Below are 17485 nucleotides of genomic sequence, written 5' to 3'. Positions count from 1 at the left end.
TTCATTCTAATGAACGGAGGTGGCGATGAACCCGGACGTCGTGGTCGTGGGAGCGGGCATCATCGGGGCCGCGTGCGCGCAGGCGCTGAAGACACGCGGGCTCGACGTCGTCGTCATCGACCGTGCCGGACCGGCGGCGGGCACCAGCTCTGCCGGTGAGGGCAACGTCCTGGTCAGCGACAAGGAGCCGGGCCCAGAGCTCGAACTGGCCAAGGCGAGCCGGGAGCTGTGGCCGGAGCTCGCGGAAGACGCCGAGTGGGAGGAGAAGGGCGGGCTGGTCGTCGCCATGACCGCGGACGCCTCCGAGCCCCTCAAGGCGTTCGCCGCGAAGCAACGGGCGGCGGGCATCGACGCCTGCGAGCTCACCGCGGCGGAGGCGCTGACCCACGAACCGCACCTCAACCCCGCGATCACGGCGGCGGTCCACTACCTGCAAGATGCCCAGCTGAATCCGGTCAAGGCCACGAAAGCCCTGCTGCGCGGCATCAGGATCATCAACGCCGAGGTGTCCACAACGGACGGCCGGAGCGTGACCACGACCGACGGCGTGATCAGCTGCGGCGCCGTCGTCAACGCCACCGGCCCGTGGGCGCGGCACTTCGGCGTCAACGTGCTGCCCCGGCGCGGCGTCGTCCTGGTCACCACCCCGCTCCCCGGCGCGATCCGGCACAAGGTCTACGACGCGGACTACGTCGGCGCGGTCGCGAGCGGCGACGCCGACCTGCAGACGTCCGGCGTCGTCGAGTCGACGCAGGCCGGCACCGTGCTGATCGGGTCGAGCCGCCAGCGCAAGGGGTTCGACGACACGATCGAGAGCAGGGTGCTGAAAGCGTTGGCACACAGAGCGATCGCGCTCTTCCCGATGCTGGCCGGCGTTCCGGTCATGCGCGCGTACGGAGGCTTCCGCCCGTACGCGCCGGACCACCTGCCGATCATCGGCGAGGACCCCCGCACGCCGGGCCTCTGGCACGCCACGGGCCACGAGGGCGCGGGCGTCGGTCTGGCTCCCGCCACCGGGCGCCTGCTCGCCGAGCTGCTCACCGGCGCCACCCCGCACGTCGATCCCCACCCGTTCCGCGTCAGCCGTCCGGAGGTGATGGTGTGAAGGTCACGTTCAACGGCCTCCAACGCGAGGTCGGCCACGTCGCGGAACTGTTGCCGGGACGGTTCTTCTGCGGCATCGGCGTGTGCTTCGGCTGCGTCGCGGAGATCAACGGTGTTCCCGAGGTCCGTGCGTGCCGCCACCAGCTGCGCGACGGCGACGTGATCAGGACCCGGACCTGGACGCAGCCATGAGGATCGTGGTCGTCGGTGCGGGCCCCGCCGGGATGGCCGCCGCCAGAACCGCCGCCGACGCGGGTGCCGAGGTCGTCCTGGTCGACGCGGAACCCGAGGCGGGCGGCCAGTTCCTGCGCGGGCGAGCCAGGTTCAGCCACAGCGGTGTCACGCATCTCAAGAACACCGAGGCGTGGCTCGTCGAGAACCAGACCCTCCATCTGCGAGGACCTCGACAGCTCCACTTCGACGCGTTGATCATCGCCACCGGCGCCTACGACCGGCCCCTGCCCTTCCCCGGCTGGGACGGCCCCGGCGTGATCACCGCAGGTGCCGCGCAAGCCTTGGCGAAGCAGGGCGTCACCCTCGCCGAACGCGTGATCGTCTCGGGCACCGGCCCGTTCCTGCTGCCCGTCGCCACCGCGCTGCAGGAACTCGGCGCCACCCTCGTCGGTGTCTACGAGGCGAGCTCACCGCTCGCCTGGGTGCGGGAGGCGAGGGCCGTGCTGGCGAACCGGCACAAGATCGCCGAGCTCGGGAGCTACCGGAAAGTGCTGTCACGCCTGGAAACCCGCACCGCGGTGGTCGCCAAGAACGGCAACCGTGTCACGGTCGCGAAGCTCGACCGCCACTGGCGCCCGGTCAGCCACCGCACCGAGCAGGCCGACCTGGTGTGCATCGGCTACGGCTTCCTCCCGCGCACCGACCTGGTGCCGGACGCCAAGCGCACCAACGACTTCCTCGACGTCGACGAACGCCAGCAGACCTCGCTCGCGAACATCTACGCGGCCGGCGAGGTCACCGGCATCGGCGGCGCGGATCTGGCCGAGGCCGAGGGCGTCGTCGCCGGAGCCGCCGCGGCCCACCAGGAACCGCCGCCGAAAGCGGTCGAGGCCGTGCGCAAGGGCCGGTTGTTCGCCCAGGCCCTCGCGCGAGCACACGCGATCCAGCCGGGCTGGAAGACGTGGCTGCACCCCGACACCACCGTGTGCCGTTGCGAGAAGGTCAGCCTCGAGGACCTCGGCGATGCCACCGGCATGCGCGAGCTCAAGCTCACCAGCCGCGTCGCGATGGGCCGTTGCCAGGGCCGGATCTGCGCCCGCAACGCGTCCGAGCTGACCGGCATTCCGTTCGACGGCCAGCGCCGCGTGATCGCGGTCCCGATCCCCCTTGGTGAACTCGCCGCACTCCCGGAGGAGAACTCATGACCGAACGCCTGGACGGCGTCATCGTCGCCACCGCGCTCCCCTACGCCGAGGACCCCAAGGCCCCGGCCGGACTGCGCCCGGACCTGGAGAAGTTCGCCGAGCACTGCCGGTGGGTCGTCGAGAGCGGCTGCCGCGGCGTGGGCCCCAACGGGTCGCTCGGCGAGTACTCGTCGCTGACCGACGCCGAACGCCGTGAGGTCGCCCAGACCGCCATCGCCGCCGTCAAGGGGCGCGGTATCGCGGTCATCGGCGTGCACGGCGTCGGTGCGCATCAGGCCCGCCACTGGGCCGAACTGGCGGCCGAGGACGGTGCGGACGGCGTGCTCTGCCTGCCGCCCACGATGTACCGGGCGAACCGCGGCGAGGTCGTGCACCACTTCCGCGAGGTCGCCAAGGCGGGCCTGCCGATCATGGTCTACAACAACCCGATCGACACGAAGGTCGACCTCACGCCGGACCTGATCGCGGAGCTGGGCCAGATCGAGCACGTCGTGGCGGTGAAGGAGTTCTCCGGCGACGTCCGCCGCGTGCTGGAGATCAAGGCCGCCGCCCCGCACCTCACCGTCGTGGCCGGCGCCGACGACGTGGTGCTGGAAAGCCTCCTCATGGGCGCCACGGGCTGGTTCGCGGGCTACCCCAACGTGTTCCCGGCCGAGTCCACCGAGCTGTTCGAGCTGGCACTGGCGGGCAAGCTGACCGAGGCCCGCACGATGTACGAACGCCTCGTGCCCGTGTTCCGCTGGGACTCGCGCACCGAGTTCGTCCAGGCGATCAAGTACTCGATGGACCTCGTCGGCCGCTACGGCGGTCCGTGCCGTCCCCCGCGCGGGCCTCTGTCCGCCGAACAGCGCGCCCAGATCGAGGCTGACATGAAGCTGGCAACGTCATGAGGTTCGCCAAGTACTTCAGCGCGGTCGACTCGCACACCGAGGGCATGCCGACGCGGGTGATCACCGGCGGCGTCGGCGTGATCTCCGGCGAGACCATGGCCGACAAGCGGCTCAACTTCATCAAGAACCACGACCACATCCGGCGGTTGCTGGTCAACGAGCCGCGCGGCCACGCGGCGATGAGCGGCGCGATCCTGCAGCCGCCGACCCGCCCGGACGCGGACTGGGGCGTGCTCTACATCGAGGTGTCCGGCTGTCTGCCGATGTGCGGCCACGGCACGATCGGCGTGGCCACGGTGCTGGTGGAGACCGGCATGGTCGAGGTGACAGAGCCCGTCACCACCGTCCGCCTCGACACCCCGGCCGGGCTGGTGCTCGCCGACTACGACACCCGCACGAAGCTCGTGACGATCCGCAACGTCCCGGCGTACGCGCACGAGCTGGACGCGGTGATCGACGTGCCGGGACTCGGCGAGGTGCGCTACGACATGGCGTACGGCGGCAACTTCTACGCGATCCTCCCGCTGGAGCAGCTCGGCATCCCGTTCGACCGGGCGGAGAAGGATCGCGTCCTGGCCGCCGGACTGTCCATCATGGAGCAGATCAACGCGGTCAAGCGCCCGGTGCACCCGGTGGACGCCGCGATCAGCGGCTGCAAGCACGTCCAGTTCACCGCGCCGGGCCAGGACGGTGCCCACTCCCGCAACGCGATGGCGATCCACCCCGGCTGGTTCGACCGTTCCCCGTGCGGCACGGGCACCTGCGCCCGGATGGCCCAGCTGCACGCGCGCGGTGAGCTCGGAATCGGTGCAGACTTCGTCAACGAGTCGTTCATCGGGACCAGGTTCATCGGCCGGTTGCTGGAGGAAGTGCCGCTGGGAGACCGAACGGCGGTGGTGCCCACTGTGGCCGGTCGCGCGTGGATCACCGGCATGGGGCAGTACCTCCTCGATGCCACCGATCCGTTCCCGGAGGGGTTCTCGCTCTAGTCGTTACCCTCGGTGCCGTGACGACGACACCAAGTCTTGAAGCGCTCCTGCGCATCGGACCGTTCCACTCGGCCCTGCGCGCGGCCATCCGCCGCCGCGGGCTCACCCTGGAACGGCTCCGGCTACGCCTCGCGCAGCAGGACGTGGCGGTGGCGCTGTCGACCCTGAGCGACTGGCAGCAGGGCCGGGTCCGCCCGGTCTCGCCGAAGTCGCTCAGGGCCGTGTCGGTGCTGGAGGACCTGCTGGAGGTGCCGTCCCGCTCGCTGCTCACCCTCCTGGAACGCTCGGACCCGAGCGGCTGGCCGGACGTCGTCCCCGGCATGATGCCCGGCTTCAACACCAACGACCTGGAGATCGTCTCCCGCCACGACAGGGTCTTCGTCGACGCCGAACGGCACGCGTCACGCATCCACGTGAGCATGGTCGCCCGCGCGCGCCAGGACGGCGTGGACCGCTTCTACGCGCACTACTTCTGTGACGACGCCGTGCACATGTCCGAAGTCCGGCACGAGCCGATCCGGAACTGCCGGGCCGGACGGGCCGCGCGCAACGAGGCCGAGCACGTGACGGTGGACGAGCTGCTGTTCGACCGACCGCTGGCGGCGGGTGAGACGTGGGTGTTCGAGTTCGTCATCCACGACCCGACGCTGCTCGACAGCTTCGAGCACGCGCAGGGCGTGCGGTGCTTCCTCGCGCAGAGCCTGATCGAGGTGCACTTCGACCCGGCCGCGCTGCCCGCCGACCCGCACGTGTACCTGCAGGACTGGCAGGAGGCGGAGCCGCACCGGACGATCGACCTGGCGCTGGACCACACGAACTCCGTGCACCACTTCGAGACGAACGTGTCCGTGAACTGGATCGGCATCCGCTGGAAGTGGGCCTAGATGCTCACCACCGACTTCGCTGATCCGTTCGGAGCCAGGTTCGGCGTCATGCGTTCCGTTACCTCCTGAAGGCTCCCCAAACCGGGAAACGCCAGCTAGCGTGCGCTGGTGCAGGTGCCGTGGAGAGCCGCGCCCAGAGCGGCGCTGTCGAGTCCGCTCACGTTGGTGGTGAGCATCGCGACGACGTTGCTGCTGGGCTTCGTGGTGGCCGCGGCCGTGCTGCACTCGTCCTCCGCGGGCAGCGCGGCTCTGGCGTACCAGCAGGATCGGATCTGCCCGCATTCCGTGCACCCCTCGCTGGACGGGGACCAGCTGCCGCTCGCCAGCGCTGTCACGATGTCCTCGCAGAGCCCGTTGAGTGCTGTCTACACGCGAATCGGGCGTCCTGACTTCAACGGCCTCGCGACCTACGGACGGTTCGGGTACCGGCCGGAAGCGTTGTCGCACCTGACTGTCGTCGAAGGTGGCGGCACCGGACTCTGGGTGCCGCAGACGATCGCCACGGCGGCGCGCGTGAAGGTCGGCGACCGGCTGACCGGCTCGCCGCTGGTGGTCAGCGCGATCTACGCCGACCTGGCGCATCCGGTGTCCGGGTGGTGGTGTTCGGAGGCGAAGACCGTGGTGCCGAACCCGCTGGGCGGCGACGGTGCCAGCACGTCGGTGATCTGGGTGCCGCAGGTCTCGGACCTTTCCTCGCTGCCGCAGGAGTTCTCGTCCGGTGCCTCGGTGTCGCTGCGGTTCCCCGTCGAGCCGCTGTCGACGCTCGCCGAGGCGGAGGCGCTGCGGGACAGGGGGAACGCGCTCGTCACCTCGCTCGGGCTGCCGTTGACGCGGACGGACGTGCTGACTTCCGCCATCACGGCGGCGCGGACCTCCGAGCGCAACGTCTCGTCCGCGCTGCTGCCGTTGGTGATCATCAGCGTGCTCGTGGGGCTGGCGGGTGTCGGCACGGTGACCGTGCAATGGGCTCAGCGCAGGCATTCCGAGCTGCGGCTGCTGTGGGTGCGCGGGGCCGGTCCGCTCGCGCTCGGGTTCCGCGGCGTGCTGGAGCTCGGGTTGCCGTTGGTGGCCGGCGGGTTGCTCGGACTGGTGGCGGCCCGGTTGCTGTTGCCGCTGTACGCACCTGGCGCTGTGCTGGCCCCTGGGACGCTCTGGGTGGCGCTGGGCCACGTCCTGGTTGTGGTCGCCGCGTCGCTGGCGGTGACGGTTCTCGTGGCGTGCTGGCGGGCGCACCGGACGTTCCAGCGGCGGGCGCGCTCGTGGCGGCTCTCGGTCGTGCCCTGGGAGCTGGTCGTCGCCGCGCTGGCGGTGCTGGCGTGGGTTCGCCTGTCCCGCAACGGGTTGGGCACGACCCTGAAAGGCGGCGAGCTGCCGCGGATCGACGTGGCGGCGTTGACGTTCCCGCTGCTGGTCGTGCTGGCGGCGGCATTGCTCGCGACGAGGCTGCTGCGGTGGTCGCTCGCCTGGTCGCATCGCGTGCAGTGGTGGCGGGTTCCGGCCGCCCAGCTGGCGGTGCGCCGGCTGGCGGCCGCGGTGGGGCCCGTGACCGGTGTGGTGCTGGTGGGTGTGCTGGCGGTCGGGACCATCGCGGTGGGCAGTGCGGTCGCGGGCGCGCAGAAGTCGGCATTGGACTCGAAGTCCGGCGTGTTCGTCGGCGCCAACAGCACGGTGCAGGTGTCGCAGGACATCGCGCTCGGACGGGTGACGCTGCCGTCGTCGTTGCGGGGCAACACAACTCTCGTGGGCGTGAGCACGGGCGCGTTGGTCGTGGACCCCGCCACGTTCACGGACGCGGCCCTCGTGGACGACGCCGCTTCGGTGCGCTCGCTGCTTTCCGGACTGCGCCGGACCGGCGACACCGCTCCCGCTCTGCGGATCGGGCGTGCGGCGAACCAGGAGATCCAGATTCCCGGACTGCCGCTGGTGAAGCCGGTGGCGTCGCTGCCGGTGTTCCCGAAGCTCGGCACGCGGGGCTACGTGCTCGCGCGGGAGTCGGTGCCCGCCGTCGAGCAGGTGGGCTCGTGGCACCTGTGGTCGTCGTTGCCGTTGGCGGCGCTCACTTCTTCGTTGCAGGCGGCGGGTGTCCACTATACGAACGTCGCGGACCGGGCTCGCGTGCTCGACGGGTTGCCGTTCCTGACCGTGGAGTGGACGTTCGGTTTCGTGGCCGCGATAGGTTTCGTGCTGGCCGTGGTGGCCGCGGTCGCGCTGTTGCTGGCCATCGAGGTGCGCCGCCGCCAGAACGCCGTGTCCGGCGCGCTGTCGACCCGGATGGGCATGCGGCCGTCGGTGTTGTGGTCCAGCCATCTGCTCGAAGTCGGCGCGCTGGCGTCGCTGGCGGTGGCGATCGGCGCGGTGGCGTCGTTCGTGAGCATGGAGTTCGCGGTGCCGCGGCTGGATCCCGCGCCGTGGCTCAACCCCGCGCCGGTGCTGCCCGACCTGGTGCCGTTGCTCGGTTCGATGGTGCTGTGCGGTCTGTTGGTCGTCGTGGTGGCGGCGTGGCTTGCGTTGCGCGGTGTCCGCACCGCGCGGATGGGAGAGCTGCTCAGGTGATCCGCGCTTGTGGCGTCGGGGTGTCCTACGGTCCGGTGCGCGCCGTCTCGGACATGTCGCTGGCGATCGCGCCCGGCCTCACCGTGCTGTCCGGCCCGTCCGGCTCGGGCAAGTCGACGCTGCTGCGGGTGCTGTCCCTGGTCGAACGGCCGTCCGCCGGCGAGGTCTTCGTGCGCGACCGGCCGACGTCGGCCCTGTCGTGGTCCGAGCTGAGATCGTTGCGGCGCAAGGAGATCGCGGTCGTCTTCCAGAACCCGGCCGACAACCTGATCTCACACCTCACCGTCGGCGAGAACCTGCGCGCGGCCGGGGCCACCGACCTGTCGTTGCTGGACCGGCTGGGGCTGGGCGGATCGGGCGCCTGGCGGATCGGCGCGTTGTCCGGCGGGCAGCAACAACGTCTGGCGTTCGCATGTGCGTTGGCGCGCGGGGCTTCCGTCCTGGTGGCGGACGAACCGACCTCGCAGCTCGACGTCCGGTCAGCCGATCTGGTCCTGGAGACGCTGGCGTCCCTGCCCGTGCCCGCGGTCGTGGCCTCACACGATCCGCGGCTGGTCGAGCTGGCGGACCTGTGCGTTCCCCTGGCGGCGTCGTGATCCGGGCGGCCGGGGTGCACCGGGCCTTCGGCGACGTCTCCGTGCTGCGGGGCGTGGACCTGGAGGTGTCCGCGGGCGAGCTGGTGACGTTGAGCGGGCCGTCCGGCTCGGGGAAGACCGCGTTGCTGTCGTTGTTGTGCGGCTTCGACTTCCCCGACCGCGGCTCGGTGCTGCCGGGGCCGGCCCCGTGGTCGGCCTGCGCGGTGCTGCCGCAGTCGCTGGGGCTCGCTTCCGAGCTGACGCTGGAGGAGAACGTCGCGCTGCCGTTGCGGCTGGCCGGGCGCGCGGTCGACGGGGTGCCCGGACTGCTGGCGGAGCTGGGCATCGGGGCGTTGGGGGCGCGGTATCCGGGCCAGGTGTCGTTCGGGCAGCAGCAACGGGCGGCTCTGGCGCGTGCGGTGGTGGCCGGGCCTGCCGCGTTGCTCGCCGACGAGCCCACGGCCCACCTGGACGCCGAGAGCGCGGTGGCCGCGGTGGGGTTGCTGCGGCGGGTCGCGGACGAAGGTGCGGCGGTGCTGATCGCTACGCACCACGACGCTGTGCATGCGGTGGCTGATCGCGTACTGGTGCTGGCTGACGGGCAAGTTCAGAGCTGATCGGGTGGGCGCAGCCCATCGCCTCGTTGACGGCGGTCTCACCGTGGGTGCGCTGCAGGTGCGTCTCGCCCCACACCCGGACGCTCTCCACGACGGGCAGGACCGTGGTCCCGTAGGGCGTGAGCCGGTAGATGACGGGTGCCGGGACCGGTCCGGTCACCACGCGTTCGACGAGCCCGTCGGCCTCCAGCTCGCGCAGCTGCTCGGCCAGCACCTTGGGCGTGATCGGCGCACCCCGGCGGCGCAGACCGGCGAAGTGGGACTCGCCGTGGGCGAGCCAGTACACCAGCGTCAGCTTCCACTTCCCGCCGATCGCCGCGAACGCCGCCGCCATCGGGCAGCCGGGAAGCGGGTTGGGGCGCGTTAGGTTACCTGGAGGTGCCTTCTTGTTCATGGTGATCGCTCCGTCGACAGTCGAGTCATGAACATGCGCAGGCTGCTCACCGTGCCACACACGCGAATTCTGGTCGCGTGTCTCGCACTTCTCGCGCTCACCGGATCGGCGTCGGCCGACGTCGCGGACGGTCAGCGGGACTTCGACTGGGAGATCGGGAGCTGGCACTCGGACGTGCGGGTGCTCGCCGATCCGTTGTCGGAGACCGAGGACGAATGGCTCCACTTCGCGGGCACGTCGGTCGTGCGCCCGCTGCTCGACCGGCGGGCGAACGTCGTCGAGCTGAAGATCGCCGGGCCCACGGGGCGGATCGAGGGCCTCAGCATGCGCCTCTACGAGCCGCAGGCGCAGCGCTGGAGCCTGACCTTCGTCAACATCCGCAACGGACTGCTCACCCCGTCGGTGTACGGCGGGTTCCGCGACGGCGTAGGCGAGTTCTACGGCGACGACGAGCTCGGCGGGCGCCCGATCAAGGTGCGGTTCCTGATCCACCGGCACGGCAGGGACCGGGCGACGTTCGAGCAGGCGTTCTCCCAGGACGGCGGTGCGTCCTGGGAGACCAACTGGATCGCGGTCGACCGCCGGACCTGATAGCTCAGACCGCCGGCGGCCGGTCCTCGTACGGCGTCGACAGGACCACGGTCGTGCGGGTCGACACGTTCGCCGACTCCCGGATCTTCTGCAGCAGCTCCTCCAGAGCCACCGGCGACGCGACCCGCACGCGCAGCACGTACGAGGCGTCACCCGCCACCGAGTAGCAGGCCTCGATCTCCGGAAGGTGCTCGAGGCGCTTCGGGTAGTCGTCCGGCTCGGAGGGGTTGATCGGGAAGAGCGAGATGAACGCCGACATCGGCAGGCCGATCTCGGTGCCGTCCAGGCGGGCGGCGTAGCCCTTCACGATGCCGCGCTGCTCCAGCCGCTTCACGCGCTGGTGGACGGCCGACACCGACAGGCCGACCCGCTCGGCCAGGTCGGTGAAGCTGCACCGGCCGTCCGAGGCGAGTTCCTTCAGGATCGCTCTGTCGATCTGCTCGAGGGTCAAAGCACCACCAGCTCGTGAGGTCGGTTGTTGAAGGACTCGACGCCGTTCTCGGTGGCGACGACGATGTCCTCGATGCGAGCACCCCAGCGGCCGGGCAGGTAGATGCCGGGCTCGACGCTGAACGACATGCCCGCCTCCAGCGGCAGCGAGTTGCCGCTGACGATGTAGGGCTCCTCGTGCACGTCGAGGCCGATGCCGTGCCCGGTGCGGTGCACGAAGTACTCGCCGAAGCCCGCGTCGGCGATGATCCCGCGGGCGACGGCGTCGATCTCCTCGCAGGTCACGCCCGGCTTCACCGCCTCGACGGCGGCCTGCTGCGCGGCCTGCAGGACGGCGTAGGTGTCCCGGACGTCGTCGTGCTTCGGCTCGCCCATCACGTAGTTGCGGGTCGAGTCGGAGTTGTAGCCCTCGGCGACCGGGCCACCGATGTCGATGACGACGACGTCGCCCGCCTCGATCACGCGCTCGGAGTCGCGGTGGTGCGGCGAGGCGCCGTTGGGCCCGGAGCCGACGATGACGAAGTCGGCGAAGGTGTGGCCTTCCTCGACGATCGCGGCGGCGATGTCCTTGGCGACGTCCTTCTCCGTGCGACCGACACGCAGGAACTCACCCATGCGCGCGTGCACGCGGTCGATCGCTTGACCGGCCTTGCGCAGGGCGGCGATCTCACTCGCGTCCTTGCGCATCCGCAGCTCGCGGATGATGGGTCCGGCGAGGGTCTGCGCGCCGCCGATCGCCTGGCCGAGCTTGATGGTGTGCAGCGCGGGCATCATGTCCGCCACGGCGGTCCTCGTGCCCTTGATCGCGGCCTTGACCAGCGCGTACGGGTCCTCGCCGTCGACCCACGTGACGACCTGGACGCCCAGCTCGTCGGTCGGGATGCCCGCGTAACCGGGCTGCTCCAGCTTCGGCACGACCAGCGTCGGCGTGCCGCCCACGGGCAGCGCGAGGCAGGTGAGGCGCTCGAAGGAGTCGCCACCGGCACCGATCAGGTACCGCAGGTCCGAGCCGGGAGAGATGAGCAGGGCGTCGACGCCCGCCTGCTCGGCGGCAGCGGAGGCGCGGTCAAGCCGCGCACGCAGCGCGGACACGTCGATGGGCCCGGTGATCGTTGCCATGGTCGAAAGCCTAGTAGCTTGTCCACTCGTGAGCTCTCCCCTGGTGCTGCTCGACTCCGCGAGCCTCTACTTCCGGTCGTACTACGCGCTGCCGGACTCGATGACCGCGCCCGACGGCACGCCGGTGAACGCCGTGCGCGGGTTCGTCGACACGATCGCCCGCGTCATCACCGACCGCGGCGCCGGCCGCCTGGTCGCGTGCCTGGACGCCGACTGGCGCCCCGAGTTCCGCGTGAAGGCCCTGCCGTCCTACAAGGCGCACCGTGTCGCCGAGAACGCGGACGACGGTTCCGAAGAGGTCCCGGACACCCTGACCCCGCAGATCCCGATCATCCTCGACGTCCTCGACGCCGCGGGCATCTGCACCGGCGAGGCGGCGGGCTACGAGGCCGACGACGTCATCGGCGCACTCGCCCACCGCGAAACCGTGTCGCCCGTCGAGGTGGTCACGGGCGACCGCGACATGTTCCAGGTCGTCCGCTTCGAGCCCACCCCAGTGCGCGTCGTCTACGTGGGCCGCGGCTGGAACAAGGCCGAGGTCCTGGGCCCCGAGGAACTGGCGGCGAAGTACTCGGTGCCGGTCGAGAACGCCGGCTCCGCCTACGCCGACATGGCCGTGCTGCGCGGCGACCCCTCCGACGGCCTGCCGGGCGTGGCGGGCATCGGCGAGAAGACCGCGGCCAAGCTCATCACCGAGTTCGGCTCGCTGGAGGCGTTGCTCAAGGCCGTCACCGACCCGATGGACCGCAAGCTCACCACCAAGGCCCGCAACGCCCTGATCGCGGCCGAGGACTACCTGGCCGCCGCACCCACCGTCGTGCGCACCGCGCTGGACGCCCCCGTGGTCCTGGACCGCGACGACGCGGTGCCGCGCGTGCCCGCGGACCCGGAGCGGCTGCGTGAGCTCACGCAGCGCTGGGGGCTGGGCAGCTCGGTGCCGCGCCTGGTCAACGCGATGGAGCGCCGCGCCTAGAAGAACGTCCCGCAGTACGGCTTCCTGTCCACCGCGAACAACGCGTCGGCGTCCCTGAGACGGGTACCCGAGATCCGTTTGGCGGCCGCGAGCTGCGAGAACGTGGTGTCGCCGAGATACACGGCGCCGAGCAGGTCGACCGGGATCGTGAGGTCGGCCTGCTCCTCGACGCGCTCGGCACCGTGCGGCGACACCCGATAGCAGCCGTCGTTGGCCGGCAGCAGCCTGTCCCGCACCCCGATCACGACCGGCTCGGCGGCTCCGTAGGTGCGGGCCTGGAGCATGCGGGGCACGTCGACCAGGCGCAACCAGATCTCGTCGAACACGTCCTTGGTGCGCACGACGCGCGGGTCCTCGAACAGCCACGTCACCGGGTCGTCGAGCGACACGTCGTCCTCGATCTGGTCGACCAGGTCCAGTCGCGTCACGTAGATCCACAGGTCGCGCCAGGCGTCGTCGTTCGCCCACTCGAAGTCCGCAATGGACATCCGGTGCTTGAAGTCCTTCTCCTCGGTCACCTTGTACGTCAGGAAACCGTCGTCACCATCCGGTCCACTGTGGACGACGGTGACCGAGTTCTCCGCTACGCTCCTGCGATCGCGTGCCCGCGCCCACCAGCCAGGCCATCGGCTGATCTGACCCGGCCGCGACAGCCCGAGGGCCTCGTGCAGTTCCGGCAGGAGCTTGTCGGCGGTGTCCTGGTCGAGCATCCGCACGCGGCCGGTCATCTCGCCCGGGATCACCGCACGCTTGGCGTCGACCTCGACGGTCCGCCACCGCCCGGCCAGGCCGTAGCCGAAACGGCCGTAGATGCGGCCCTCGGAGGCGCGCAGCGTGGCCACCGGGTCCGGCAACGACGAGAGTTGCTCGCGCATCAGGGCGGTCAGCACGCCACGGCGCGTGTAGTCGGCACGCACGCCCACGCGTGAGACTGCGGCGTGCGGCACGACGGCGCCACCGGGCACCACTAGAGAGGAGGCGTACGACTGGGTCGTGCCGATCATCTCGTCCCCGTCGAAGGCCGCGAGCACGCGATCAGGCTCGTAGGAGGGCTGGACGACCTTCCAGTCGTCGTCCGAGGGAGGCCCCCAGTGCATCGCCCGCCGGAACACAGTCGTGTGGGCCCGGAACTGCGCTTCGTCGCTGAGCACGCGGATGTCGGTCACGTCCGCGATGGTGGCTCACGCCCGGCCGCGCGCGCACCTCAGTTTCCGCTCGCCCGGAAACGGCACCTCCCCCAAGGTCAGGAAGTCCTTGGGGGAGGTCAACGGAGATCAGTGGTGCCGCTGCGGAGATCAGCCGGTGGGCTGGCCCACCTCGTACTCGCCGTCCTCGGTCTTGACGACGATCTTGACCTTCTTGTCCTTGCCGCCGACCTGGACCTTGCACTCGAACGAGGTGTTGGGCTTGACCTCGTTCTCACCGGTGCAGGTGGCGCTGCCGACGTCGGAGATCTTGTACTCGTCCTTCAGGATCTGGACGATGCCGGTCTGCACGGCGGTGTTGTCGAAGATCTTCTTCTTGAAGCCGGCCGGCGAGACGAAGCCCCAGAACAGCACGCCACCCACGAGCAGCACGACGATGACGGCGGCGACCCAGATGGCCGCGCTGGACTTCTTCTTCGGCGGAACCGGCGGGCCGAAGCCCGGCTGCTGCCCGTACGGGTTGGGCTGGCCCGGGTACTGCTGGGTCTGCTGGCCGTAGGGGTCCGGCTGCACGGGCGTGCCGTACGGGTTCGACTGGGGCTGCGGGGGCACGCCGTACTGCTGCGTCTGCTGCTGCGACGGATCGAAACCGGGGTACGGCTGCTGCTGGCCCGGCTGGGGCTGCGGCGGGCCGTAAGGGTTCTGAGCCGGGAAGCCGCCGGACGGTGTGCCGGGAGGGAAACCGCCACCATAGGGCTGCTGCGGCTGCTGCTGGCCCCAGGGCTGCTGCGGATCGTTCCCTCCGGACGGTCCGTACGGGCTGCTCATCTGTCGACCTCCGTGTGTACGACGTTGCGGCGCGATCCAACCACACCGTTGACGTCAGTCTTCACTCCGACTCGCAAAACCTTTGTCAGGCCTGCGTCAATCTCCGGGTCACATCATCGCCACAACACCGCGCCGCAGCGCGTCGACAGCCTTCGCCGCGGCGGCGCCGACCGGATCCGCTCGGCCGACCACATCACGGATCTGGTCCAAAAGGTCGATCACCTGACGGCACCAACGGACGAAGTCGCCCGCGCCGAGCTCGTTGCCGCCCGCTTCGGCGGCGCTCAGCACCTTCTCCAGCGACTCGCCGCGCGCCCACCGGAACACCGGCCACGCGAACCCGGGATCGGGCTGCCGGGTGATGCGCTCCAGCTTGTGGCGGCGCTCGTCGTCCTCGATCTCCGCCCACAGCCGCACCGTCGTGAGCATGGCGTCCGACACCGGCCCCTGCGGCAGCCGCGCCTCGACCGGACCGTCCCGGCGCGCCTCGTAGACCAGCGACGACACGACGGCCGCGAGTTCCTCCGGCTTGAGGCCCTTCCACACGCCGTTGCGCAGGCACTCGGCGGCGAGCAGGTCCGACTCGCTGTAGAGCCTGGTCAGACGCATGCCGTCCTGGGTCACCTCGTCGTTCTCGCTGAGGTAGCCCCGCTCGCGCAGCAACGCGCGGATGCGGTCGAACTGGCGTGCCAGCGAGTGCGTGGTCGCCGCGACCTTGCGCTCCAGCTGCTCGGTCTCGGCCAGCAGCCGGTGGTAGCGCTCACCCCAGCGCGCGTGGTCTTCGCGCTGGTCACAGCCGTGGCACGGGTGCGAGCGCAGGGCCCGGCGCAGCGTCGCGAGCTCGGGGTCGTCGTCCGCCGTGGTCTTCTTGCGGCCACGCGCCGGCACCGCGATGCCGGTGTTGCGGATCGACGACGCGAGGTCGCGCCGCGACTTGGGCGAACGCACGTCCACCTGCCGCGGCAGCCGGATGTGGCCCAGCACCTCGACCGGCGACGGGAAGTCCGCCGACGTGAGCCGGCCCGACCAGCGGTCCTCGGTGACGACCAGCGGCCGCGCCTCACCCAGCGGCTCGAGGCCGGGGTCGATGACGACGGCGAGCCCGGACCTGCGCCCGGACGGCACCGCGATCACGTCGCCCTTGCGCAGCCGCTCCAGCGACTTGGCCGTTTCGATGCGGCGCGCGTTGGTGTTCTGCTTGGCGAGCTGCTTCTCGCGGTCCGCGACCCGGCGGCGCAGCGACGCGTACTCCGCGAAGTCGCCGAGGTGGCACGTCATCGACTCGGCGTAGCCCGCGAGCGCGTCCTTGTTGCGGTCGATCCGGCGCGCCAGCCCGACGACAGACCTGTCCGCCTGGAACTGCGCGAACGACTGCTCCAGGATCTCGCGCGCCGCCGACGCGCCCAGCTGGTGCACGAGGTTGACGGCCATGTTGTAGCCAGGCCGGAAGCTCGACCGCAGCGGGTACGTGCGCGTGGACGCGAGCCCGCCGACCGCCTTGGGGTCGATCCCGGGCTGCCAGACGACGACCGCGTGCCCCTCGACGTCGATGCCACGACGCCCCGCACGCCCGGTGAGCTGCGTGTACTCGCCCGGCGTGAGGTCGACGTGCGCCTCGCCGTTGTACTTGACGAGCTTCTCGAGCACCACGGTCCGCGCGGGCATGTTGATGCCGAGCGCGAGCGTCTCGGTCGCGAACACGACCTTGACCAGCCCGCGGACGAACAGCTCCTCGACCGTCTCCTTGAACGCGGGCAGCAATCCGGCGTGGTGCGACGCGATGCCGCGCTCCAGCGCCTCACGCCACCCCCAGTACCCGAGCACCATGAGGTCGGCCTCTGGCAGGTCCCGCGTCTTCTCGTCGATGATCAGGCGAACCTGCTCGGTCTCGTCCGGCGTGTTGAGCCGCAGCCCGGCGCGCGCCGTCTGAGCCACAGCCGCGTCACACCCGGCCCGGCTGAACACGAACACGATCGCCGGCAGCAGCCCGGCCCCGTCGAGCCGCTGGATCATGTCGATGCGCGACGGCGGCTTGTACCCGGTGTTGCGCGGCGGCCTGCCTCCCCCGTTGCGGTTGCGCCCGCGGCTGAACGGCACGTGGTACCGAGTCAGCTCCTCGGTCTTGCGCAGCACCTGGGCGTTGATCCGCGCGTGCGTCTCGTCGCCCTCGAACAGGTCGAGCATCTGGTTGCCCACCATCATGTGCTGCCACAGCGGCACGGGCCGGTGCTCGTCGACGACGACCGTCGTGTCACCGCGCACCTCGACCAGCCACTCGCCGAACTCCTCGGCGTTGCTGACCGTCGCGGACAGACCGACGACCTGCACGTGCTCCGGCAGGTGCAGGATCACCTCTTCCCACACGGGACCGCGGAACCTGTCCGCGAGGTAGTGCACCTCGTCCATGACGACGTACGCGAGTCCGTCCAGAGTGGACGAACCCGAGTACAGCATGTTCCGCAGCACCTCGGTGGTCATCACCACGACCGGAGCCCCGCCGTTGACGCTCGTGTCACCGGTCAGCAGGCCGATGCTCTCCGCCCCGTAGCGCGCGGTGAGATCGGCGAACTTCTGGTTGGACAGCGCCTTGATCGGCGTGGTGTAGAAGCACTTGCGGCCCTCGCTCAGCGCGAGGTGCACGGCGAACTCCCCCACCACCGTCTTGCCGGCACCGGTGGGGGCGCAGACGAGCACTCCGTGACCGTCCTCCAGAGCCTCACAGGCCTGGCGCTGGAACGGGTCCAGCTCGAACGAGACGACGGAGCCGAAGTCGGTCAGCTTGGGCCGCTGAGCGCTGCGCCGGGAGTCGGCGTAGGCCTCGGCCGGGGACCGCGAAGCACGTGACACCTCTTCAGGCTTTCACATCGCACCGACAATCGCCGCCGAGATAGATTAACTTCAGTAAACACTGAAGTTATTGAGAGGGTTGGGGTTGCAGGTTCGCCTCGGCGGCGGGTCGGTTTGCGTTGGTGCGTTCCGGTTCCAGCGGAGGGC

The 17485-nt window shown here is 70.5% G+C and carries 17 protein-coding genes; 11 read left to right on the top strand and 6 right to left on the bottom strand.

Features of this window, described 5'->3' with window-relative positions:
- Positions 1 to 25: 25 nt before the first annotated feature.
- The 9 genes from ABFX45_RS06985 to ABFX45_RS06945 all read left to right on the top strand — a co-directional run bounded on the left by ABFX45_RS06985 (position 26) and on the right by ABFX45_RS06945 (position 8991).
- On the top strand, positions 26 to 1105 hold the full coding sequence (locus tag ABFX45_RS06985; protein WP_346128438.1) for an NAD(P)/FAD-dependent oxidoreductase: 1080 nt from the start codon (positions 26 to 28) through the stop codon (positions 1103 to 1105).
- Positions 1102 to 1296 carry a 2Fe-2S iron-sulfur cluster-binding protein gene (locus ABFX45_RS06980; RefSeq protein WP_109640192.1) on the top strand — a complete coding sequence of 65 codons (195 nt, stop codon included), beginning with the start codon at positions 1102 to 1104 and terminating at the stop codon, positions 1294 to 1296. The genes ABFX45_RS06985 and ABFX45_RS06980 overlap by 4 nt, the downstream gene beginning before the upstream one ends.
- A complete protein-coding gene (locus ABFX45_RS06975; RefSeq protein WP_109640193.1) occupies positions 1293 to 2483 on the top strand; it encodes an NAD(P)/FAD-dependent oxidoreductase in 1191 nt (396 codons plus the stop codon). The genes ABFX45_RS06980 and ABFX45_RS06975 overlap by 4 nt, the downstream gene beginning before the upstream one ends.
- Positions 2480 to 3373, top strand: a complete 894-nt coding sequence (locus tag ABFX45_RS06970) for a dihydrodipicolinate synthase family protein (RefSeq protein WP_109640194.1) — start codon at positions 2480 to 2482, stop codon at positions 3371 to 3373. Before ABFX45_RS06975 ends, ABFX45_RS06970 begins: the two co-directional genes overlap by 4 nt.
- Positions 3370 to 4362 (top strand): proline racemase family protein, encoded by a 993-nt coding sequence (locus tag ABFX45_RS06965; RefSeq protein WP_109640195.1) that lies wholly within the window; start codon positions 3370 to 3372, stop codon positions 4360 to 4362. Before ABFX45_RS06970 ends, ABFX45_RS06965 begins: the two co-directional genes overlap by 4 nt.
- A 17-nt stretch (positions 4363 to 4379) precedes the next feature.
- Positions 4380 to 5246, top strand: coding sequence for a hypothetical protein (locus tag ABFX45_RS06960; RefSeq protein WP_346128434.1), 867 nt, complete (start codon positions 4380 to 4382; stop codon positions 5244 to 5246).
- Between the two features lie 108 nt (positions 5247 to 5354).
- Positions 5355 to 7799 carry an ABC transporter permease gene (locus tag ABFX45_RS06955; protein ID WP_346128432.1) on the top strand — a complete coding sequence of 815 codons (2445 nt, stop codon included), beginning with the start codon at positions 5355 to 5357 and terminating at the stop codon, positions 7797 to 7799.
- Positions 7796 to 8395 (top strand): ABC transporter ATP-binding protein, encoded by a 600-nt coding sequence (locus ABFX45_RS06950; RefSeq protein ID WP_233440077.1) that lies wholly within the window; start codon positions 7796 to 7798, stop codon positions 8393 to 8395. The genes ABFX45_RS06955 and ABFX45_RS06950 overlap by 4 nt, the downstream gene beginning before the upstream one ends.
- Complete coding sequence (locus ABFX45_RS06945) at positions 8371 to 8991, top strand: ATP-binding cassette domain-containing protein (RefSeq protein WP_233440078.1); 621 nt, start codon at positions 8371 to 8373, stop codon at positions 8989 to 8991. Before ABFX45_RS06950 ends, ABFX45_RS06945 begins: the two co-directional genes overlap by 25 nt.
- On the opposite strand, the gene ABFX45_RS06940 is transcribed toward ABFX45_RS06945, so the two are convergent.
- Positions 8918 to 9385 (bottom strand): winged helix-turn-helix transcriptional regulator, encoded by a 468-nt coding sequence (locus ABFX45_RS06940; protein WP_233440079.1) that lies wholly within the window; start codon positions 9383 to 9385, stop codon positions 8918 to 8920. The genes ABFX45_RS06945 and ABFX45_RS06940 overlap by 74 nt on opposite strands.
- 27 nt (positions 9386 to 9412) lie before the next feature.
- Here ABFX45_RS06940 and ABFX45_RS06935 point away from each other — a divergent pair, with 27 nt between their 5' ends.
- Positions 9413 to 9976, top strand: a complete 564-nt coding sequence (locus tag ABFX45_RS06935; RefSeq protein ID WP_346128428.1) for a hypothetical protein — start codon at positions 9413 to 9415, stop codon at positions 9974 to 9976.
- Positions 9977 to 9980: 4 nt separating this feature from the next.
- Here the strand turns inward: ABFX45_RS06935 and ABFX45_RS06930 are convergent, their stop codons facing one another.
- Positions 9981 to 10427: an Lrp/AsnC family transcriptional regulator gene (locus ABFX45_RS06930; protein WP_109640200.1), complete on the bottom strand. Its 447-nt coding sequence runs from the start codon at positions 10425 to 10427 to the stop codon at positions 9981 to 9983.
- Complete coding sequence (locus tag ABFX45_RS06925) at positions 10424 to 11545, bottom strand: M24 family metallopeptidase (protein ID WP_112229553.1); 1122 nt, start codon at positions 11543 to 11545, stop codon at positions 10424 to 10426. Before ABFX45_RS06925 ends, ABFX45_RS06930 begins: the two co-directional genes overlap by 4 nt.
- A 28-nt stretch (positions 11546 to 11573) precedes the next feature.
- Between ABFX45_RS06925 and ABFX45_RS06920 the strand changes: the two genes are divergently transcribed.
- Positions 11574 to 12518, top strand: a complete 945-nt coding sequence (locus ABFX45_RS06920; RefSeq protein WP_109640202.1) for a 5'-3' exonuclease — start codon at positions 11574 to 11576, stop codon at positions 12516 to 12518.
- On the opposite strand, the gene ABFX45_RS06915 is transcribed toward ABFX45_RS06920, so the two are convergent.
- The 3 genes from ABFX45_RS06915 to ABFX45_RS06905 all read right to left on the bottom strand — a co-directional run bounded on the left by ABFX45_RS06915 (position 12515) and on the right by ABFX45_RS06905 (position 17338).
- Positions 12515 to 13684: a GNAT family N-acetyltransferase gene (locus tag ABFX45_RS06915; protein WP_346128426.1), complete on the bottom strand. Its 1170-nt coding sequence runs from the start codon at positions 13682 to 13684 to the stop codon at positions 12515 to 12517. The genes ABFX45_RS06920 and ABFX45_RS06915 overlap by 4 nt on opposite strands.
- A 129-nt stretch (positions 13685 to 13813) precedes the next feature.
- Positions 13814 to 14491 carry a DUF4333 domain-containing protein gene (locus tag ABFX45_RS06910; RefSeq protein WP_109640205.1) on the bottom strand — a complete coding sequence of 226 codons (678 nt, stop codon included), beginning with the start codon at positions 14489 to 14491 and terminating at the stop codon, positions 13814 to 13816.
- A 108-nt stretch (positions 14492 to 14599) separates the two neighbouring features.
- A complete protein-coding gene (locus ABFX45_RS06905) occupies positions 14600 to 17338 on the bottom strand; it encodes a DEAD/DEAH box helicase (protein ID WP_346128424.1) in 2739 nt (912 codons plus the stop codon).
- Between the last annotated feature and the right edge of the window lie 147 nt (positions 17339 to 17485).

The organism is Lentzea roselyniae (assembly GCF_039537795.1).
Taxonomy (GTDB): Bacteria; Actinomycetota; Actinomycetes; order Mycobacteriales; family Pseudonocardiaceae; genus Lentzea; species Lentzea atacamensis.
Note: the sequence above shows the minus strand (reverse complement) of the source record. Positions and strands in the feature narration are given on the sequence as shown.